Consider the following 21,447-nt stretch of genomic DNA (forward strand, 5'->3'; position numbering starts at 1 on the left):
TCCGAGGCATTTATCATCCCTGCCGAACCGGCAGAGCGTTATGCTTACTTCAATGCGCTCCAGGTCTCGCTGCCGCCCGAAGTTTTGTAATCATGGGCGTTGGCGGCTTCCATAAGGTCATAATATGCCCAGTGAGCTTTGCTCAGATCAGAGAAGGTCTTGACGCCGGCGGAGGCATCCACAAAGCTCTTATCCGCCGCGCGGCCCAGCATATGGTTGACGATGGTGACGACCTGCGCGCGGGTGATGTTATCCTGCGGGCCAAAGCTGCCGTCCGAATAGCCGTTGATCCAGCCCAGCGATGCCGCGGTCATCACGCTGTCATAAGACCAGGTGCCGCTCTTCACATCAGAGAAGGCGCTGGTACCATCCACGCTGCCGGTCTTGATCTTCGCGGCAAAACGCACCGCCATGGCGCAGAACTGCTCGCGGGTGATGGGGTCGTTCACGCCGAATGCGCCATTATCATAACCCTTGATGATGCCCACAGAGGCCAGCTTATTGATCGCCTTGGCGCACCACAGGGTATCGGCCACATCGGAGAATCTCACGCTTTCTGCCGCGCTCTGCTCGAGAAGCAGGTTATAGAACATCTGCGCAGCCTCACCGCGGGTCATGTTCCGTTCCGGGCCGACGGCGCCATCCAGATAGCCGCTGATATACTTGATATGATCAACGGTTTGCAGAAGAGCGGAAACGCCGGTGACATCCGGGCTGGTGGGAATCTTGCTGAACACAGCGCTCACCGTCACCGCCGAAGCAGGCATTGTGAAGGTGTAAGTGCCGTTTTTGTTATCGGTATAGCTGACGGCGCTGCCGCCGGCATCCTTGACAGTCAGGGTCTTGAGCGCATAGCCCTCATTCGGCGTGACGGTAACGGTGACCTTCGTGCCGCTGGCTGCGCTGGAGGTACCGAGTTTCACGCTGCCGTTGCTCGCGGAAAGCGCGGTAATGGAATAAGCCGAAGTTTCGGAACCGGCAGGCGCTGCCGCGGTGATGGCGCTGGTCAACGCGTAGGTAGAGAAGTTTTTCACATGATAGGTGACATAGCGGAAATCCGCGCTGAATGTTGCGGTTTCCCCATCGGCGTTGGGTGTTGCTGTCAAAATTTCGGCCGTGCCGTTATGCACGCGGCATGCGCGGGTCGATGCGGTGCGCATGGCTTCCGGAACTTCCACCGTGATATCCACCAGATCGTTGAGCTGGGTCAGCGTGGTCACGGTCGGCGTTCCGCCGCTAGGCGTTACGCTCTTTGTAACCGTCAGATCCAGCACCAAATAGCTTGCGTTTGCGTTATTCGCCAGTGCCTTGAGCTTTTCGAAATCTGTTTTGATGGATGGATCTGTTGTTTCTTTCTGGGTTGCGGTCAGCTTGATTTCCACTGTGCCGCCCGCTGTAACCGCGTCTTGATCATCCTTTGTGATGCCCTTGGCGGGGTCGGTGGCCACGGGTTTTTCAAACAGCGGGTTAAGATCTGCCGTTGTGGCGGGTGCGGAACCAACTGTTACCACCGTGGTGTTTTCGTTGCCGGTAACACCGGGAATAACCGCTTCCGCGTTTTTGGTCGCTGCATCCATCAGCACGGGGATGGTCACAGTTTTACCCCCGCTCGTCACAACCACATTATAGTTGCCATATGGGATGTCGGCAAATGTATAGTTGCCATTTGCGCCGCTGCTCAATGTGCCGATCTCCGTCGCGCTGTTCATCACTTTAACCGTCGCGTTTGTGACGGCCGCGTTATTCTGGGCGACATGAACGGTCAGGTTGCCCTTCTGGGGATTCACCGTGACGGTGGCAGCGCTGGTGGTTGCGTCCGTGCAGCCTTCCGCTTTCAGGACGCAGTAATAGGAATATGTTCCCACGCTGAGCGTTGTGGGAATCGCGTAGGTTGCGGAGGTTGCGCCGGAAATCGCCTTCCCGGTTCCGGGCGTTCCCTGATACCACTGATAGCTGACGGAATTGCCGTTGCTGGCTGTGCCCGCCGCAGTCAGACTGCCGGAAACGGAGCCGACGGCCATGGCACTGGGAGAGGCCGGCTGCGTTGTCACGGCGATGGACGGGGCAAAGCTGATCTTTACAGTCTTTGCACGCGTAGCTGATGTAGCTTCTGTGGCTGCATCGCCGACAATAAATGTAGGTATAGTATAATGTTCGTCTAATTTGAATGACTGGATCGTTGCAGGACTGAGCGCAGTTTCCTCGGCATGATATGCGGTGCTGCCGCTGAGCGTTGCGTTGGGAATTGTCGCCGGAACACTCAAAACGCCAGACGCACCGCCGTATGCATAAATCGTGCCGCCGGTGATTTGTCCAATTTCACCAATGCCGAAGCTCCCGTTGCTTTCCGTACCGTCTGCCGTAATTTTACCGCCGCTGATCGTTCCGATAATTTGTTCAATGCCGTAAGCGTATTTTGCGGTGCCGCAGGTGGCATTCAAGCTGCCGCCGCTCATATCATTCAGCATAGTTACACCGACGGACGTATTTCCGTGCTGACCTGACGCCTTGCCGGATAAAACGGTTACGGCACCGCCCGAGATCCGCTCTATCCCTTCGATACCACAAGAGGTTGCTTCCGCATATATCTTGTCTTTACCTATTGCCGCTCCGGCGGTTGCTTTAACAGTGCCGCTGTTTACCACGAGTTTGTAAATAGCTTCCGACTGTGCATTCTGCGCTGTCGTCACATCGCCGCTTTGTGCAATGACTGTAGGGGAATCTTTGCCGTCACCCACTGTGAAATTTCCCCATAAAGCACTGCCGTTTCCAGACCCCATCAGCGTATTTACATTGGCGGAATACGCTTCCAGCGTGCCGTTCCCCGTGATGGTGACATTGTAAATTTCAGCATACATATAGCTGTTTTCTACCGCTCTCACAGCGTAACTGTTATTTCGATCACCGGATATAACGGAACTGTTTGACTTCTCGTCGCCGGTTCCGCTCTTGATGACATTTTGGGTTTTGTCCGTCAGCACCATTTGGGCGGCGTCGGGCAGTTGGATTGCGTACGCACAATCCGTCAGCGCAGAGCAGTCAACGGTGGCGTTGCTCAAGGTCAGGGTTTTGCTGCTTGTATCCCATGTCCAGCCCTGATCCGCATTCGTCCAGAGTGTGCCGTTTTGTGTGCAGCCGGTCTGCCACGCGAGTGTTCCCGCCAAATCCAGCGCCTGTGTGCGCACAGTCTTGCCGCTGTTTTTCCACTTGGCGTAATAGGTCGTGCCCGACGCAGGAGTTTCGGTCAGTTTCGTGCCCGTGCCGTCGATGCCGGTGTACCAGCCGTCGAAGGTATAGGAACCCCATGTGGGGTTTGCGGGCGTGGCGGCGGATTGGCTTGCCGCCGTCCCGTTGCGGGAATCGAAGGTGGCCGTGGTAGGCGCAGCTGCGGTGACTGTCACGGTCAGAGTGTAGTTGTTATAGTTGGTGCAGCCCGTCACGGGGACGGTGATCGTGGCGGTGGTGCCTATACTTTGCGCTGTCGTGTCAAAAGTCAGCACGCCGTTTACCACGGACGGGGTGCCCGTCAGCAAAGTGCTGGTATTTGTTCCAATCGCCGGCGTGCCGTAAGCGCCTCCGTTGGGGAGCACCGGCAGCGTCAGGGTGTTGCCTGTCTTGGCTGTTGTGGAAACCGTCGTTGCGGCGGCCTGCATCTCGGCTGTGGCGGCCGCCTTGCCGATCGTCAGAGTGACGACGGCGCTTTCAGCGGTTTCGCTCGCGCTTGTATCCGCTGCCGTCACCTTGAAGGTATAGGTTCCCGCATTTGCCGCTGCCGTCGTGGTGGCGGTCAGCGTAGATCCGCTGGTCGCCAGTGTGATGCCGGTGGGCGCGGACGCAGCTGTGCCGGTACTTGTGCACCACGCGGCAGTATAAGTCGGCGTGCCGGTAAAGTGCGTCGGCGTCAGCGCAAAGGTCGCGCTGCCCGCCGTACCATAGGTCAGCGTGCCGGTCTGCTCGCCCACTGCCACCGCAGGATCGGTGGGTACGCCGGAGAAAAATACGACCTTTGCAAGGATTGCATTCTCCTCCGTTAAGGGCGTAGTTGTATAACAGCCGTTGATTGCGCTGCTAGTCCAATGATATACTCTTTTCAACGGGCTGTATTCGGCTGCGGAACCGAGAACAATTTTATCAGAGGGCAGGGTAACGGTTCCGAGACATTTCGCACCATAGGCGCCGGTGTTCGCGCAGGTGATGGTGCCGGTACCCGAAGCGTCTAAATTGCCCTGGCAAAGCAAGGCATTATCACTTGTATAATCCGTGTCGACGGTAAGCGCACCGTCGCTGACGGTTATATCGCCGGTTGTTTTCAGCGCGCCGATCTGCATGGACCCGGTATAGGTTCCCGTTTTCACAACCGTGCTGCCGGCGGTCTGCGAAAAACTCGCAGCATGGATGACTGCATCATGATTTCCGGTTGCGACGATATTGCCGGTGTTTGTGACGCTGCCGCTTGTGAGGATTCCATAGTTGTTATCATTACTGCTTCTATTTCCCAGCGCAATGAAGTTACCGGAGACATTCAGGTTTGCAGCAGCGCTGGCGTAAAAAGACCCCTTTGCAGGCGCGACCAGCGTTCCGCTTACGGTAACTGAATGTGCAGTATCTAAATAGCACGAATACCAATCCGATTCCACATAATTGCCGCCCGTGACGGTGGCGTCTCCGTTCGGACTCCAACTACAATAAGTGCCCCCAGCGTCCCCGGTCGTTTTGATATACGCACCGTTCAGCGCTGTTTCAGTCGATGTGGCCGATACCGCTGTCTTGGCGATGACGATGCCTTTGAGCGCACTGGTAGTTGCGGCAGTGCTCAGGCCGGTTCCCGGAGTCGTCAGCGTGCCGCCCACATTGCTATACACATTTTCCGAATTACCGCCGGCGATATTGCCAAAAATTGCTTGCGATGTGCCGCTGGCGATCGTCACGCCGCCGGTGCAGTTAAGTGAGTTATATGTTGTCATGATACCAAATGTGCTGCAACCGGTTGATTTGATGACGCCGCCTGAGTTCGTAACACCGTTATATGCCAGAATACCATGACTCCCTTTGGTTACCTCCAAGTAGCCACCGCTGACAGTTACAGTGCCGCTTTGTACCCATACAGCACGGCACAAATCCATATCAGAACTGGATGCTGATGCCGTCACATAACCGCCATTGATAGCGATGCTATTAGGAGCATACAAACAGGTAGCTTGTGTGCCTACCGCTGTGGCGGAAATATATCCTCCGTTTACGGTAATGCCAGTTGTAGAAGTGCTATAGATGGCGTTGGGATGCGACGAGTAATTGACCGACACCTCAATATATCCGCTGTTGAATATCAGCGATGAGGCATAAATACCAAATTGAAAGCTGCCCGGGGCTATCTTGAGCGTGCCGGAGCCGCCGACCGTCAAAGCCCCACTGCTATATATCGCTGCCGTATAGCCGGATGAAGTCACCGAACCTGAGATATAGTTCGCGCCCTCCAAAACAAGATTTGCATCGCATGTAAGCAAAATGCCTGCGCTTGTCAGGTTGACGCCGGAAAGCGTCAGCGTACCGGGCGTACTGCCGGCTGCAGGTGTCCACGACCAGCCGGTGCCGGTATATGCTGTCGCGGCGGGCGTTGATTCGTTACCTACCTTAACTGTCCCCCCCGCCGCCAACGCGCCGATGGTCATGGCGGGCAGCAGGCTCAGAAGCATGCAGACGCTCAAAATAGCGGATAGAGCCTTTTTTCCTGAATGTTTCATGTTCATTTTTCTCTCCTTTTCTTTCGCCGCGGCGTGAAAGGGCTTCTCTGTAACAGCGCGAAGGATGCAGCTGCTTCCTCTGCGCCGCCGCATGTGCCGCGTCAATGTGGTTTGTTCTTGCCGTGCTTGCCCGCCAGCAGGGGAGCAGGGCGGCAAAGCATAAACCAGTAGGACCGGATCATCTCTCTGACATAAAAGCTTTTGCAGCTTTTCCCACTCATCAGGGCCCGGGTCCACCGGTAAAATATTCGTTTTTTCACCTCCATCAAACGACTGATGTTCTTTCTGCCGCGATTGTATCATACCAATAGCCCCAAAAGAGCGACAAAAAATAGCTGTTTTTTAAAAATTTTTCCTTTTTCCCCGAAAATTGATATCTATAAAATGTCAGCGCCTTCTTTGCGGGATTTTCCCGGATCGATCCGGAATTTGCGGCTATTGCAAGATGCCGCCGGATCCTTTGGAACCGGCGAAAGCGGCCGCCCCTTAAGCGGAAGGTCGGGAGTTCGAAGCCCCCGGGAACGCCAAAAATCGAGTTGGAAAAAACAAGATCATCGACGGCTTGCATCACGGAGCAGCAGGCGCGGCAATGGCCCCAAATAAAACGGGATGCGGTTCATTTTGAACCGCATCCCGTTTTTTCATGCCGATATCGTTTTCAAAATTCGCCCGATTTTTTCTATCTATTGTATCACCGGCAAACCACGGAAACCATCGGGCGTTTGCCCGTTACCGCGATAAAATCCAGCGGCATCCCTTTGCCATGCGCAGCTCCGCATCCCGATAATGATTGCCCGGATTTTGCTCGAATACACAAGGCACGCCGCGGCGCAGATAATGTTCGCTGAGCGTTTGGAACACCGCCCCCGTTTTTTGCAGCACAGGGTTTTTAACGGCGCTTTCCCGATCGCCCAAAGAAAGATAGATGCCGGCGGGCGGGCGCCGCAATTCATGGCTCAGCGCAAAATCGCAAAACCCCGGATACCACAGCGAACCGGAAGCGCAGACCGCGCCGCTGAAAAAATCCGTTTCATACAGGCTCCACAGCGCGAACAGGCCGGCCATGGAATAGCCCGCAAGATAGGAAACGGGGTTTTTGAGCTCCAGCGTTTTTTCGGCATCGGGAACCACCGTTTCCAGCAGCCAGTTCAAATATGCGGGCGCATTCCCTTTGAAACAGTCGTTCTTCGTCACCACCGGCGCCGAAGGCCACGGCGACATATTTTCTTCCCAGCCGATTTTTGAAACCGTGACCAGATGAAACGGCGGGCAGCCCGCTTCTTCGCATCGCCGCCGCAGCGCATCGCCGTTTTCGGCATAATCGTTGGAATAGAGAACGGGCAGATCTTCCCCCATGCCGCGATAGAGCGTTATCAGCCTGCCATCGCGTTCCACGCTGATTTTTTGATCCATTGAGCACCTCCGCCGCCCGGCGCGGGGCAATTTCTGCGCCGGCGTTTTTTTCACTGTCTTTATCATATCAGAACCGCAAAACATATCAAGCGGGCAAAATTTTATCTTTCTCTCTGAAAAGCACCGTGCTTTTGGCTCAAGACCGCCAAAAGGGGACCGCCGCGCCGCCCCCGAAAGCACGCCCGCCGAAAATCATGCGGAAACGGCGCAGCTGCCGCCGCGCCAAAAAACGCCGGGGCGGCCGCCCCAACAGATCATGCGCGGGGCGGCAGAAGGCGGGTTCAAAAAAAGTTCATGATAAACCGCTTGACTTTATCTCTGGTTAGAGATAAAGTCAAGCCATCGGGAGGGATCTTATGTCAAAACCGGAGCTTAAAATTCTGATCGGATTGCATCGCGCGGCTAACGCCATCGATCGCCAAACGGCGCGCCTTGCGGCGCCCTTCGGGCTGACCCTCGGCCAGTTCGCCGTGTTGGAAGCGCTTTATCATAAAGGCGACCTGACGGTGGGCCAGGTGCAGCAGGCCATTCTCAGCACCAGCGGAACCATTCCGCTGATCGTTGCCAAGCTGGAACAGCAGGGATATGTGACGCGCACGCAGGATGAAGAAGACCGCCGCCGCTGGATCTTGCATCTGACCGACGAGGGGCGCGAGCTGATCGCGGAAGTTTATCCGCTCAACGAAGCGATGATCCTGCGGCAGATGGATTGCTGGAGCGATGAAGAAAAAGAAACACTGGTAACGCTTTTAAAGCGCTTTGGAGGAAATCATGGAGCGTAAAGTTGAAAAAACCGTGCAGGGCTTTGCCACACAGGATGGCGCGGGTGTGCATCTTGTGCGGGTGCTGGGGAATTCCACGGTGTCGGATGTTGACCCGATCCTGATGCTGGATTCTTTCGACAGCCAAAACCCCGAAGATTACACCGCGGGGTTCCCGATGCACCCCCACCGCGGCATCGAAACCATCAGCTATGTGGTCAGCGGGGCCATGCAGCACCGCGACAGCCTTGGCAATGAAGACACCATTTCCAACGGCGAGGTGCAGTGGATGACCGCAGGCTCGGGTATCCTGCATGAAGAGCGCATCCCTGCCGCGGGGCATCTGCTGGGGGTTCAGCTGTGGCTGAACCTGCCCGCAAAAGATAAACTGGCGCCGCCCGCTTATCACAGCATCCGCAGCGCCGACATCCCCGAAATCGCGCTGGAAGGCGGGAAGATGCGCGTGCTGGCGGGTTGTTATGGCGGGGTCTGCGGTTATGCCGCCCGATATCTGCCGCTGGATTATTATGACCTTCAGCTGGAAGCCGGCGCGCGGCTTTCTTTAGAAACAGGCCCCGACCGTTCGGTGCTGCTGTTCACCCTGCAGGGGAGCCTCACGGCAGGCGGCGCCTTCCTGGCCGAAAAAACCGCGGCCCATCTGACGGCGGGCGACCATGTGGTTCTGGAAGGCGGCGAAAAACCCGCCCGTGTGCTGGTGATGAGCAGTCTTGCGCTGGGCGAGCCCGTTGTTTGGGGCGGCCCCATCGTGATGAACACCAAAGAACAGCTGAGGCAGGCCTTCGACGAACTGAGCGCGGGCACCTTTTTAAAAACACAGGTGGATTATCAATAAAAAACCATCGACCAAATTTCAAAAATGACGGAAAGCGGCTTTTGCCGCGGAAAGGCAGTATTTTATGGGAATCGTAGAATCTTTGCAGGCACGCAGAACCTATTATGGCATCCACGCCGATCTGCCGGTTTCCCAGGAAACCGTTTCTCAGCGCATCGAACAGCTCACCGAGCTTGTTCCCGACGCCTTCAACATGAAAAGCTCGCGGGTGGTGGTGGCTTTCGGCGAAAAACACCGCGCCCTGTGGGATGCCATCTATGACGCATTCGGCGGCAAAGTATCGCGGAAAAAGATCGATTCTTTCCGCAATGGCGCGGGCACGGTGCTTTTCTTCTATGATGAAGAAACCGTAGGCGGGCTTCAGCAGAAATTCGCCGCTTATGCCGACAATTTCCCCCTTTGGGCCCTGCAGGCCAGCGGCATGCTTCAAATTTCGGTGTGGAGCGGCCTGCGCGAGCTGGGCATCGGCGCTTCGCTTCAGCATTATAACCCCGTGATCGATGAAACCGTGAAAGCCATGTTCGGCGTGCCCGCTTCTTACCGTCTGCTGGCGCAGATGCCCTTTGGCGGCATTGCGGCCGAACCCGACCCCAAAGCAAAAGAAGACATCGGCAAGCGCGTGGCGATTTTTGAATAACAGCCCGCGGGGGCATCTGCCGCGCAAACACGCCGCCTGACGGCGCAAAAAACAGGGGCGGCCCCATGGGGCCGCCCCGCAAAACAGGCCGATGGCTCCCGCGGCGAAAACCCGCGCCATCTGCTGTTCCACATGAAAAAAGCCTGCTGCGATCTACGGCCGAACCTCGGTTCGGCCCTGCGAGCCGCGTTGGAGAAACCATCCGAACGCCGCTTTCGCAGGGAACGGTTTTGACCGTTCCGTTTTGCAGCAGGCTTTTTCTGTTATTTTTTAAAACTTATAGGATAATTTACGACCAGAAATCCGTAGTGTAATACCACACATAGGGGGTCTCGGGCGCATAGGCCATGCCCACGCCCAGATAAGAGGCTTTGGATAAGATCGCGCCTCTGTGGCTGTAGGAATTGATCCAGGCATCCAGCGCTTCAATGCCGTCGGCATATCCGCCGCATACATTTTCCGACCATGAAGAGGTGATGGTCACGCCCTGTGCCCGCAGGCGGTCGCCGGGGGAATAGGAAGCCGAGCCTTTGGCCCCTTCATAATGGCCGATGGCGCCCATTTTGGCCATATATTCGCTGTGAAGGCGGGCGGCGGCGGCGCCCGCTTCGCCCCACTGGGCCGCGCCAATGCCGTGATAGGCTTTATAGGCATTGGTGATATAGGCCACCAGCTGCGATTCCTGATAAAGCATCTCTTTGGTGACCTCGCTGCCGGCATAACCATAATAGGTGTCGGCCTGCATCAGTTCCACCGCGTAAAGCGAGCGGTCTGCGTAAGCATCGATCTTGAGGCTGAGTTCCACGCCCTGAGCAGCGGTGTTTTGAAGGGCCGTCAGGTCGGTGGCTCCCGCCGAAACGCCCCGATAGCTGAAATTGCCGCCGATGGCATAGAGCATGCCCACCTTCTTTTGGGCATTGACCCCCGCCACAAAGAAATTTTTCCAATCGCCGGCGTGGAACACATAATATTGATATTCCATGCGGCCCTGCAAAACGGCGGAAGGCGCGCCCGCTTTGGCCGTGAGATCGGCGAGCGGCATGCCCAAAGTATAGGCGGCGCCGCTGATGGTGACGGAAGCCGCGGGATCGGCGGAAGGGGTCGCGGGGGCGGGCACTTTGCCCAGCGTGATGAGATCGTAAAGGCGGCCCACGATGGACGCGGCCTGCGCGCGGTTCATCGAGCTTTCGCCATCGAAGGTGCCGCTGCCATCCACGCCCCGCAGCAGCCCCGCGGCATAGCAATATTGCACCGCGGCGTTATATTTCTGAGGGATCTTCGCCTGATCGGCAATTTGGTTCTGCGCGGCGGCAGGCACCGCGGCGGAAGGCGCCAGATCCTTCGCGATCAGATACATCATCTGCGCCATCCGATAGCGGCTGACCGCAGCATCGAGATCATCGCCGGCGGCAAACACATTTTCATTGATGCCGGCGTCGATCGCCGCTTTTTGATAGGGCGCATACCATTTTTCACCCGCGGGGGGCGTTTGATTCAGCCCCTGGCCATAGAAGGCGCGGGTCATCATGGCCGTGAGCTGGGCGCAGGTGAACGCCTGCGCGGGGGCATAGCGGCCGCCCCCCACGCCTTCGACCCAGCCCATCCGGCCGGCTCGAACAATATCGTCATAGGCCCAGCTGCCGGCGATATCCGAAAAGGGTTCGCCCGCGGCCAGCGCGGGCGGCGCGGCGGATAAACCGATGAGAAGGGCCAGCATAAAAGCCAAAACTTTCTTTTTCATAAAAACACCTCGCTTGTTTTGTGTTCTGCGCGCCGCAGCCTCTGTTCCGCCCGGTTGGATCACGGGCCGCGGCTTTTTTGGCAGAAGAGGGGGCCGCCCTCTTCTATTTCTTTAGCGTAGCGTATGAACGGCCAAGATGCAATCGTTTTTTACCGCTTGCCGATATCTTCTAAATCAGGCATGCCATGGCAGGCGTTTTGCGGGGGGCCGCCATGGTTTTTTCTTTTGCCGGCGGCGCTTTTGGCGCGCCGCGTTCGTTTTATGCTAAAACCCACATGGGTTCCGGCTTAAAAAAACCAAAAAGGCATCTTTTTATCACATTTTCAGCACTTTCGCTTGCTATAGCCGAAACATTGGGATATGATAGTTTCGGGTCGGTTCGTGCAGACAAAATACCCTTCCGATGAACTGATTGAGATCGTTTGATAGATGAAGTTGAGGTCGATTATGAAAAACCTGCGTTTTCGAGGAATCGGGAGCAATTCTTTTGCCAAGCACAGCCTCTCCTATGAATTCCACAGCCTGTTCATCGGCGCGCTGTGTGTTCATCTCGTGCTGTTCTTCTTCGGTTTAGCGCTGCATTCCGCCCACTATGCCCTTTATCAGGTGTTTTCGATGCTGGTCTATGGGGCGCTGCTGAAATTTTGGAAACAGCATCATTTTGTTTCTTCCTGCGTCATTTATTTTTTAGAAGTGACGGCCAACGCGCTGATCACCGCCAATTATCTGGGCAGCCCGCTGTCTTCCGAGCTTTATCTCATCGTGCTGATCCCCGTGGCCAACTGCATCGTTTTCACCGAATATTCCAAACGCATCAAGCATTTTTACATGGGGCTGAACATTTTTTGCTGCATCGCCTCTTATTTTTTCATCGATTACCTGTCGCTTTTTCTTTTTGCGGGCAGAGAGCTCACCGCGGCTTCTTATCCGCGCGGCTATCTGGTGGCCTGCTTTTTTCTTGAAACTTTTCATATTTCCACCGCGTTCATCCTGCTTTTCATCACCACTCTGTTTTTCATCGGCCGCATGCAGAAAGGCTTTGGCGCCGTGCAATCTGAAAACGAACAGCTGGATACCATCGCCAGCCGCGATGAACTGACGGGCCTTTACAACCGCCGCAAAATGGAACAGCTGCTGAAAGAATATGATCTGCAATGGCGGCAGCAGCAGAAGCCTTTTGTCATCGTCATGGGCGATGTGGATGGCTTCAAGCAATTCAACGATACTTACGGCCACGCCGCGGGCGACACGGTTTTGCGGGGGCTGGCCGAGCTTTTATCCGCTTTTCTGCGCCAGGAAGACGCGGTATGCCGCTGGGGCGGCGAAGAATTCCTTTTCGTGCTGCAATGTTCCGAATCGGTGGCGTTTTCGGTGGTGGAACGGCTTCGCATCAGTATCTCTCAAACGCCCATCGCTTTTTCAGATCAACATCTGCCCGTCACCATGACCTTTGGCCTCAGCGAGATCCGCCCGGGCCAGACCCTTGCCCAGCTGATCGATCGCGCCGACCACTGCCTTTACGAGGGCAAACAGCTGGGCCGCAACCGCGTGATCGGCGACACGGCGCACCCTTAGGCCCCGGCCCGCTTTGCGGGCATAAACAAAAAACAGAACGGCCGCGCCCCCAAAAGGCGCGGCCTTCCAACAGGGATCGGCCCGAAAAAAATTTTGGCGGCGGTTCCTGTTTTTTGATCTGTTTCACATGACCCGCCATCAAAAATAAGGAGATGACACCGCCATGACAAACCTGAAAGAACTGCTGGATCTTCAATTTGCGGATGATTTCTGCTGCACCGCAGCCGAAGTGCGAAGCGCCGAAAATATTTTCACCGTTTTTGAAAAAAGGGAAGGGCAGCGCGCCTTCTGTGACGGCGCATTTTTGCAGATCGCCTGCGTTCACGGAAAATTTCTCGCCACCGGCGACGCCGCCGTGATCGCGCGGCTGGAAAAAAGCATGAAAACCGCAAGCGCCCCCTGGCTGATGGATCTGGGCGGCCTGCGCCGCATCGACGGGATGCTGAAAGAATTCGGATATCAGATCGGCATGGCCCATCCGTTTTATCTGGCGGAAAAGGCATCCGCGCCGCGCCCTGTTCGGGGCGAAACGAAATGGTATTTCGGCGGCGAGATCGAAGCCTTCCGCGGCGACGGGCGGTTTGGCGAGACCTATGCCTTTCAGCCCGCCTGCCCCGATGTCATGGGCGTTTCCCTTGAGCGGGAAGGGCAGATTTTGGGCATGGCGGGCGCAAGCCGCGACAGCGCCCGGATGTATCAGATCGGCATCAATGTGATGCCCGAAGGGAAAGGGCAGGGCATCGGCACTTATCTGGTGACGCTTTTGAAAAACAAGATCATCGAAAACGGCGTGCTTCCCTTTTACGGAACCGCCCAATCGCATATCGCTTCGCAAAAAGTGGCGCTGGCTTCGGGCTTTGCCCCCGCATGGGCCGAGCTCTATGCAGGAAAAATCGAATGATCTCTTTGGTTTAGGGCGAAACCCCGGCGGATGGCATCATGCCAAACGGAAAAACGGGCGGATGATATCCGCCCGTTTTTCGTGATGCGTGTCCGGTCATTCCACCAGCCCATATTTCACTTTGATCCGGTCAAGCTTTTCAAGCATCGGCTCTGCGGCAAACCATAAAAACAGGAAGGTGGATGAAGCCTGAATACAATCCATCGGAAAGCCCGAAAGATAATAGGTGAGCAAAATTTTTCGGTTGATAACACCCGACCACATCAGCGCTGATGCGGGGTTCATAATGCCCCCATAGATCAAAATGGCGCAAAGTGCGCCAAACACGGCCAGCGATCCGCGGCTTCGCCGCAGCCAGCCTTTACGGAACAGCACCCCCGCCAGAAAGCCGATGATCCCCATGCAAAACATCTGCCATGGCGTCCACGGCCCCTGGCCAAACAGCACATTCGACGCAAGCATGGTCATTGCGCCGATCAAAAACCCCGTTTCCCCGCCAAAGGCCACCCCGCCGATGATGGCAAGCGCCATCACGGGCTTAAACTGGGGCAGCATGAAAAACGCGGCGCGTCCCGCCACCCCCAGCCCGCAGATCACGGCGATGATGACCAGTTCCCGCGCCTGTGGTTTCCTTCCTTCAAAAATCAAGAAGAACGGCAGCATGGTTTCCAGCAAGATCAGCAGCGCGATAAAATAATATTTTTTATCGTTCAGATAATAGACCCCCACAAACAGGGTCAGGGGAATAAGCAGTAAAATCATCCCCGCGGCCGCCAGCGTTCGCCCCGCCAGTTTGCGTTTTTCGCGCGGGGTCTGCGCCAGATAATCGGGCCGGCGACTTCGCTTGGTGATGCAGGCGGCAAACACCGCCAGCGCCGTGATAAACACCGCATACAGCCTGATCTGGCCATCTGCCATACGGCTTATGCCTTCGGCGCCGATCAGCTTTGTGAGATCGGTAATGCCCATAAATTTAAAGAACAAAACCACGGCCGTCAGGCCCGAAAGAACCGCCCCAAGCTTGCGCCACCAAGGCAGTTTTATTTTCTCAAACCCGCCCAAAACAGGGCAGGGCGGCGGAAGCGGCGGGATCTCACCGGGCAATTCCTGTTTCGGCGGAAGCCTGCCGCCGCAGGCCGTTATCACTTCTTCTGCCGTAACGGCCCCGGGCAACAGCCCTCGCGCCATGCGGTTTGCGGCGGTGGTATAAAAACTGTTGCCCGAAAAAAACGGGCCGGGGGCGCCTTCTGTCACGATAGCGCCGTCAAAAAACAAAGCGCAGCGGTGGGCATGGGATGCGCAGAATTCCACATCATGGCTCACCATCAGAATTGTGACGCCCCGCGCCAGCAGTGTTTGAAGAATTTCGGCAAAACTTTGTTTGAATTCGGCATCCAGCCCTTTTGTGGGCTCATCCATCATCAGGATCTCCGGTTCCAGCAGCAGCACCTTCGCCAGAGCCGCCCGCTGCTGTTCTCCGCCCGAAAGATCATAAGGGTGGCGGTCTAAAAGCATTTTCAGGCGGCAAAGCGCCGTTACATAAGCCACCTTTTCTTCCCGCTGCGCGGCAGTGAGCTTTTTTCCTTTTAAAATTTCGGCCAAATCTTCGCGCACGGTTTTTTTCACAAACAGACTTTGCGGGTTTTGGGGCAAAACGCCCACCCTTCCGCGGCAGGCAACGGTTCCGCGGTAAGGCTTGGAAAGCCCCGCCAGCAGATGCAGACTGGTGGTCTTGCCTGTGCCGTTGCCGCCCATCAGCGCCAGAAATTCCCCTTTTTGAAGGGTGAGTGAAAGCCCCTTCACCACATCGGGCAATTCTTTTTCATAACGAAACCACAGATCTTCGGCGCAGACCGCTGCTTCTTGTGAAAAAGCGGGCGGCGGCGGGGCCTCGATGGGGATCAGCGGCCGCTGCGCCGCAAACCGTGTCAGCCAATCACGCCCTTCTCTCACGGTGATGGGGCAGGGGGGCGGAGTTTCCGTGGCGGCCCAGATGCGCATGGCGGCGGGCATGGCCAAAAACATGGCGTGTCCCCGGGCTTTCAGGCTTTCACCCACGGCGCGGGGCGCGTCATCGGCGATGATGCTCCCGTTTTCCATCACCAAAGCGCGGTCGGCCAGCGGCAAAGCTTCTTCCAGGCGATGCTCGGTGAGCAAAACGGTGGTGCCCAGTTCTCGGTTGATCTTACCCACTGTGGCCAGGAATTCCCCCGCCGCAATGGGATCCAACTGGCTGGTGGGCTCATCCAAAATCAATACATCCGGCTGCATTGCCATGACGGAAGCCAGATTCAAAAGCTGTTTCTGCCCGCCTGAAAGCTCAGTGACTTTTTTATAAAACCATGTCTGAATGCCGAAAAAGCTTGCCATTTCGGCCACCCGCCCACGGATAGTGGGAGTGTCGCAGCCCAAACTTTCCAGCCCAAAGGCCAGCTCATGCCACACCTTATCGGTGACGATCTGATTTTCGGGCGATTGCTGAACAAAGCCGATGCGGGTGCATTGTTCCCGTGGGGTGATGCTTTCCAGCAAGCGGCCATCAAAAAAAATCTGCCCGCTTTGCGTTCCATGGGGCGCCAGCACACTTTTCAGCTGACGCAGCAAAGTGGATTTTCCGCAGCCGGAGGGGCCGCATAAAACGATGAATTCCCCCGGTTTCACCGAAAAATTGATCTTGTTAAGCGTTTGGTTCTCTTGTTCGGGATAAGAAAAAGTCAGGTCTTTGACCTGCAAAACAGGTGAATCGCTCATAGCGCCTCCGCTTTTCTGATGGTATTTTTCTGAACCGCCACCGCCGCGGCCCGTGCGGCACGGCTCGGGGCAGCCAGCTCGTGGGTGAGATATTGCGGCGCGGCGCGGCGGATCACCCGGCCGATGGCAGGGTCTTCCCAAGGCTGATGGCGGTCGATCTGAACGATGTGGCTATAGCTTTGGCTGTAACGGGCGGCATAATCGCCCGAAAGCTTTGGCGGGGGGCGGCGAAGCGTTCGTTCCACATATTTTCCCGAAAGCGACTGATGCAGGTGGATGCCCCGCACATAGCGGCAAAGCTCACCGTGGGCTTCCAGCATACGCTCGACATATTCCGCCCCCTGGGCCTGGGTGCGCAGCGAACGCTGGGTATTCATCAGGTGGCCGATATCCAGCATGATGCCTTTGCCCGGATAAGCGATGTGATCGATCAGAAACGCGGTTTCCCGCGGGTTTGTGAAGGTGAAGCCCGGCCACCACTGGTTCTCGATCAGCAGCTCGAAAGGATACTGCGTCTGCTCCATCATCCGGTTGATGAGACGAACGCCCGCTTCCAACACCTGCTGGTGTGAATGGCGCCAGCGATAGGTATAACCTTCTTCCAGCGATACATCCGAAAGATGCACCACCACATAACGCGCGCCCACCCGCGCGGCCCGGGCCAGATCGGCGCGATAGCGGCAGATAAGGTCATCGCCATTTTCACCGCCGTAAAACCTTCGGCAGGCTTCCATGCTGCCGAATTTCTGAAGCAGCGCCTGACGGTCGCCCAGAAAAAAATCGACCCAATCCGGATAAAAGGTGAGATGATAACCCACGGCGATGCCCTTGGGCAGGGCTTCTATCGCGTCATCGCCGCCCCAGATGGCCTCGATGCCATCGCAGCCCAGCGAACGGCATTCATCTAAAAGCGCCCCGGCGCTTTCATATTCCGCCATACTCTGACGGCAAACCGGAAAACTGATAGTTTCAAGCATCAAAAACCCCCTGTGTTTCACGCAAAAGACGGGCCCAGCGGCGATCAGCCCAAAGATCCATCGCCAGCGGTGTGAGGCAGAGCGCCAGATACACGATAAAAAAGCTCAGCGGAAACGGCGAGAGCGCCACACCCTTCATGGTGGGATAGTAACGGAAATAAACGCCGCCCACCGCCCAGCCGCAAAGGATATAGCCACCGCAGAAACCAAGCCAGCCCAGCGCCGCGCGATCGCGGGCATCAAAGCGATAGATGGAAAACGCTGTGCGCCCCGGCAGACCGTAACCGCGGCTTTTCATGGAATCGGCCGTTTCTATGGCGTTTTCCAGACACCATGTGACCATAATGGAAAAAATCGTCACGGCATTTTTGGTGCGCCGCCAGACGCTGCCTTCGGAAACATCGCGCCCCACACAGCGCTGAGCAAGACTGACGACCCGAAGCTGCGCCGTGAATTTGGGCACAAAACGCAGAGTCATGGAAAGCACCAGCGACAGGGCGGGGATCGCCCGCCCAAACAGATAAACAAATTTATCGCTCGTCATTACCTCATGATAGCAGGAAAACCATTCCATCACCGCCGCCAGCATCGCCGCAGCGGCAAAACCATAGGCGATACTTTCCAGTGTGAGCGGGTTGCCGGAAGGCAGATAGGTGAGCAGGGTGGCGCCTTCATGGTTGAACGCCGGGTTCACAAGCCCCGCCGCCAGCAGCAGCGGCAGCAGCCCGCAAAAGGTAAGCTTCGCGGCCTTTTTCCCCCTCAGATAAAGGCAATAAGCCGCCGAGGAAAACAGCGAAGAAGCCAGCGCCAGCGGATGCAGAAAACACATGGAAAACAGCAGCACCAGCCCAAAATAAAGAAAATTGACCAGCGGGTGATAAGAAGAAAAGGTATCCTTGCCGCGCATAACAGTCACCTCACGATATGCCCCGGGGGCGGGTTTTGTTTTAAGGTTCAAAACGGCCGTTTAGCCGCCTGTGGCGGAATATCCCCCCACATCGATACCCAGGTTGCAGGTATATTCCCACTTGATGACATCGCCCTCTTTCAGCTGATAGCGCGAACAGCCATAGTTGGGGAACCACCCGTTGACCTGATACATCCAGCCCGAAAGCTCGCCGCAATCGAATTCATATAAATTGTGGATGCCCTCGATATAGGCGCTGTTATAAATGGGGGTGTTTTCATATTCCATGTGGATCTTTTTTTGCTTGCATGTTCGTAAAAGCACATTGAACACGCTTTCTCCTTCATAAAAGGTGACTGTTGTGGGCGGCAGAATCCAGCCATCCTTAGGCACCAGCTCCACTTTTTCCGGATCAAGCCAGCCCAGATTTCCATTGATGGTGGCGCAGGAGATCGAAAGCGTGCAGGTCATCTGCTTATCGGTGACCACGGCATTCTGCGGCTCAATGGGGATGGGCTTGCCCTGGGGCACAGGGTCGGTGAGATATTGGTCTTTGCCGGTGGAAGCGTCGATCTTCATCCCCTGAGATTCGGAATAATTTTTATCGCCCGCTGATACGCCGGGCGAAGACGCGCCCGCGAGCTCGGCGGCAGCTTTCACTTTTTCATCGGCAGACATGCCGCCTTCCGTTCCGCCGGGCCTCTTTTCAATTTGAGAGCCGGCCTGTTCTTTGCGCGATTGCCCCTGCTTGGGCTTTTCAGCCGTTTGGGGCGCTTTCTGCGCCGTTTCGGCGGGTTTTTCTTCCGCCGGTGGAGCTTGCGGGGCCGGCTGCGCCGCTTCGGCGGGTTTTGAAGCTTCTTCCTGCGGCTTGGATGCCGCCTCTGTTTCCATTGTCCGGCGCCCTGCCTTTTCTTCCATGCGCCAACCCTGCAAACCGGGGGCTCCGCCGCCGAACCAGAACGCCCCCGCCAGCACTGCCAGCACCGCTGCGCCCAGGATCAGGCGTTTTCGATATTTCAATAGCCACGCTTTCATGTTCAAAGCTCCTTATAACAAATTGGCGCCCGCCAGCAAATGATACAGCATCTGGGCGATCTCGCCGCGCAAAACCGCTCTGCCCGGTTCCACCGTCATGGCGCTGCTGTCAAGAATGCCCTGATCGTAACAAAACGCCAGACCGGGCCGCGCCCAATCGGCTGTTTTCATATAATCGGAAAATTGCGCCAGCACATCGCGGGCCGCCACGCCTTCATAAGCGGTATTCATGCCGCAAAGCTTGGCCGCACGCGCCGCCATCACCGCCGCTTCCTGCCTGGAAATAACACCGTAAGGCTGAAACTGACCTGCGCCTTTGCCATTGACGATGCCGCGGGAACAGGCCGCGCCCACATAGCCCGCGAACCAGTCGCTTGCTTTCACATCTTGAAACGAATCTTCCTCTTTGGGCGAAAGCCCCAGCGCTTTGACCACGATCGTGGCAAATTCCGCACGGGTCATGGTGGCGTTGGGTTCAAACGCCTGCTCGGTTTTTCCGTTGATGATCTGCCGCGCCGCCAAGGCCTCGATGGCGGGCTGGTTCACATGGCCGCTGATATCGGCAAAGGTCACGCCGGGGCGGGTGATGGCCACGGCTTTCACAGCGGAATCTTTGCCCGCCAGCCCCTGACCCTTGCCCAGGGTTTCGCTTGTTTCGGGAATCTTCAGACTGTCGCTCATGCGATAAAGGCTGTTTTTGCCTTTCTGTGCCCGCTGCAGAGCCACCAGCCCATAAAAGGCCTGTTCCGTGGCCATTTGATTCGAACCGGAACCATCGGCGGTATGGCGAAAGCCTGCGCCCTTTTGATAAAAGGTCATCAGATTATCGGCCATGGTTTTTCCGTTTTTCACAAAACGGCTGTCGCTGAGGGGAATGCCCAATTCGCAAAGCGCCACGATCATCTGCACACAGCTTTCGGAATTGGGTGTGCCCCAGCTGGAAAATCCGCCCTGTGTGTTTTGCTTTGCAGACATGCACATGAGCGCCTCTTTTGTGGCTTTTTTCACCGCCGGCTGATCTTGATATTTGGCCAGCGCCTGCAGTGCCATGCCTGTGATATCGGGGTCGGAAACCTGATCGGCCTGCGAAGCTGCGGCGGTGCCGCCAAACAGGCTCCAGCCACCGTCGCTCAGGCGGCATTGCAGAATGCGTTCGATATATTTCTGGCGCGTGGCCTGTGTTTTGGCTGCGGCGTTGACGGGCACTTCATATTTGCCGCTGTCCAGCGCGATCAGCGCCCAGATGGGCCCGTTGAGCCCCTGCCAGATGGTTTTCTCATAATCGCCCAGCGGCGTGAGCAGGTTATAGCCCGCCACACGGGAAGGATCTTTGCCAAGGGCGGTCAGCGCCACGATGAGGCGGGAATATTCGGTATATTTTTTATCGTGCAAAACGCCGCCGCAGGCTTTCACATAGTTTTCCACTGTGGCGTAATAATCTTGATAATAGCGATCAGGAACGGTATAACCGCTTCGCGCCAGCCCCAATACGGCCCATTCACCGCCGATGGAGCCCACTTGCGGGCTTTTGACCAGCCGGTAAAGATACTCGGCCGTATCGTTGAGGGCCGCGTCGGTCGCCGCGGCTTCGGCCGCCATGGCCTGACCCATGACGCCCCAGACCAGCAAAAGCGCCAGCAAAAACGCCGATCCTCTTTTTTTCAGCTGCCTGATTTGTTTCATTTAAGCTGCTCCTTTCTGTTTGACGGCGCGGGTACGCCGCCCGCCGCGCCCCGATGGGGATGCTTGCGCTTGGGTTTTTTCAGCCCCGCTTTGCGCAGCGCCGCGGGCCAGTTCTGAAAGCGTTTGCGAATAAACGCGCAATAAACATAAAAAACTTCTTTTTGAGAAGGGTTATGCCCCAATTCATCCGCCGCCAGGCGCAAAACATCCAGCAGTTCCTCATCTGAAAAGCTTTCATAGAGCCCGCGGCCCGCCGCCCCCTGATATTTGCGGCAGCCCTCCGCATCAGGTTCTTCCCGCCCGGCGGCTTCGGCGGGTTCGGTTCTCGCCCTCTCGGCATCGCGATAAAGCTCCCTGCGCAGAAGCCGGGCTTCCCGCCGCCGATCCTGTTCTTTGTGATCCTGCATTTTTTCCTCCGTCAACGGCATACAGCGGGGCATCCGCTGATTGGATGCCCCGCTGTTCTCACGCG

15 protein-coding genes are annotated in these 21,447 nt (G+C 56.5%); 6 read left to right on the forward strand and 9 right to left on the reverse strand.

Going from position 1 to position 21,447, the window contains the following annotated elements:
• Positions 1–44: 44 nt before the first annotated feature.
• Both ACJA3I_RS01845 and ACJA3I_RS01850 read right to left on the reverse strand, forming a co-directional pair.
• Positions 45–6,044: an S-layer homology domain-containing protein gene (locus ACJA3I_RS01845; protein ID WP_458863065.1), complete on the reverse strand. Its 6,000-nt coding sequence runs from the start codon at positions 6,042–6,044 to the stop codon at positions 45–47.
• Between the two features lie 426 nt (positions 6,045–6,470).
• A complete protein-coding gene (locus tag ACJA3I_RS01850; RefSeq protein WP_458863066.1) occupies positions 6,471–7,154 on the reverse strand; it encodes an alpha/beta hydrolase-fold protein in 684 nt (227 codons plus the stop codon).
• Between the two features lie 356 nt (positions 7,155–7,510).
• Between ACJA3I_RS01850 and ACJA3I_RS01855 the strand changes: the two genes are divergently transcribed.
• From ACJA3I_RS01855 to ACJA3I_RS01865, 3 genes are all read left to right on the forward strand, one after another.
• Complete coding sequence (locus ACJA3I_RS01855; RefSeq protein ID WP_458863067.1) at positions 7,511–7,936, forward strand: MarR family winged helix-turn-helix transcriptional regulator; 426 nt, start codon at positions 7,511–7,513, stop codon at positions 7,934–7,936.
• Complete coding sequence (locus ACJA3I_RS01860) at positions 7,926–8,768, forward strand: pirin family protein (protein WP_458863068.1); 843 nt, start codon at positions 7,926–7,928, stop codon at positions 8,766–8,768. Before ACJA3I_RS01855 ends, ACJA3I_RS01860 begins: the two co-directional genes overlap by 11 nt.
• A gap of 64 nt (positions 8,769–8,832) precedes the next feature.
• The gene (locus ACJA3I_RS01865) at positions 8,833–9,405 is read left to right on the forward strand and encodes a nitroreductase family protein (RefSeq protein ID WP_458863069.1); all 573 of its coding nucleotides are present in this window, start codon (positions 8,833–8,835) and stop codon (positions 9,403–9,405) included.
• Between the two features lie 289 nt (positions 9,406–9,694).
• Here the strand turns inward: ACJA3I_RS01865 and ACJA3I_RS01870 are convergent, their stop codons facing one another.
• The gene (locus ACJA3I_RS01870) at positions 9,695–11,146 is read right to left on the reverse strand and encodes a CAP domain-containing protein (protein ID WP_458863070.1); all 1,452 of its coding nucleotides are present in this window, start codon (positions 11,144–11,146) and stop codon (positions 9,695–9,697) included.
• Positions 11,147–11,358: 212 nt separating this feature from the next.
• Between ACJA3I_RS01870 and ACJA3I_RS01875 the strand changes: the two genes are divergently transcribed.
• From ACJA3I_RS01875 to ACJA3I_RS01885, 3 genes are all read left to right on the forward strand, one after another.
• Positions 11,359–11,553 (forward strand): hypothetical protein, encoded by a 195-nt coding sequence (locus ACJA3I_RS01875; protein WP_458863071.1) that lies wholly within the window; start codon positions 11,359–11,361, stop codon positions 11,551–11,553.
• A gap of 40 nt (positions 11,554–11,593) precedes the next feature.
• Complete coding sequence (locus ACJA3I_RS01880) at positions 11,594–12,721, forward strand: GGDEF domain-containing protein (protein ID WP_458863072.1); 1,128 nt, start codon at positions 11,594–11,596, stop codon at positions 12,719–12,721.
• A gap of 163 nt (positions 12,722–12,884) precedes the next feature.
• Positions 12,885–13,622, forward strand: a complete 738-nt coding sequence (locus tag ACJA3I_RS01885; protein ID WP_458863073.1) for a GNAT family N-acetyltransferase — start codon at positions 12,885–12,887, stop codon at positions 13,620–13,622.
• A 96-nt stretch (positions 13,623–13,718) separates the two neighbouring features.
• On the opposite strand, the gene ACJA3I_RS01890 is transcribed toward ACJA3I_RS01885, so the two are convergent.
• From ACJA3I_RS01890 to ACJA3I_RS01915, 6 genes are read right to left on the reverse strand one after another with little or no spacing between them, the layout of a single operon-like run.
• The gene (locus ACJA3I_RS01890; protein ID WP_458863074.1) at positions 13,719–16,373 is read right to left on the reverse strand and encodes an ECF transporter S component; all 2,655 of its coding nucleotides are present in this window, start codon (positions 16,371–16,373) and stop codon (positions 13,719–13,721) included.
• Positions 16,370–17,350, reverse strand: a complete 981-nt coding sequence (locus ACJA3I_RS01895) for a TIM barrel protein (RefSeq protein ID WP_458863075.1) — start codon at positions 17,348–17,350, stop codon at positions 16,370–16,372. The genes ACJA3I_RS01890 and ACJA3I_RS01895 overlap by 4 nt, the downstream gene beginning before the upstream one ends.
• The gene (locus ACJA3I_RS01900) at positions 17,343–18,257 is read right to left on the reverse strand and encodes an energy-coupling factor transporter transmembrane component T (RefSeq protein WP_458863076.1); all 915 of its coding nucleotides are present in this window, start codon (positions 18,255–18,257) and stop codon (positions 17,343–17,345) included. The genes ACJA3I_RS01895 and ACJA3I_RS01900 overlap by 8 nt, the downstream gene beginning before the upstream one ends.
• Before the next feature lie 60 nt (positions 18,258–18,317).
• Positions 18,318–19,292, reverse strand: coding sequence for a DUF4430 domain-containing protein (locus tag ACJA3I_RS01905; protein WP_458863077.1), 975 nt, complete (start codon positions 19,290–19,292; stop codon positions 18,318–18,320).
• Between the two features lie 12 nt (positions 19,293–19,304).
• Positions 19,305–20,975 carry an S-layer homology domain-containing protein gene (locus ACJA3I_RS01910; RefSeq protein WP_458863078.1) on the reverse strand — a complete coding sequence of 557 codons (1,671 nt, stop codon included), beginning with the start codon at positions 20,973–20,975 and terminating at the stop codon, positions 19,305–19,307.
• On the reverse strand, positions 20,972–21,403 hold the full coding sequence (locus ACJA3I_RS01915; protein ID WP_458863079.1) for a homing endonuclease associated repeat-containing protein: 432 nt from the start codon (positions 21,401–21,403) through the stop codon (positions 20,972–20,974). The genes ACJA3I_RS01910 and ACJA3I_RS01915 overlap by 4 nt, the downstream gene beginning before the upstream one ends.
• Positions 21,404–21,447 lie beyond the last annotated feature (44 nt).

Origin of the sequence: Acidaminobacterium chupaoyuni (assembly GCF_047936785.1) — a bacterium.
GTDB lineage: Bacteria > Bacillota > Clostridia > Oscillospirales > Butyricicoccaceae > Acidaminobacterium > Acidaminobacterium chupaoyuni.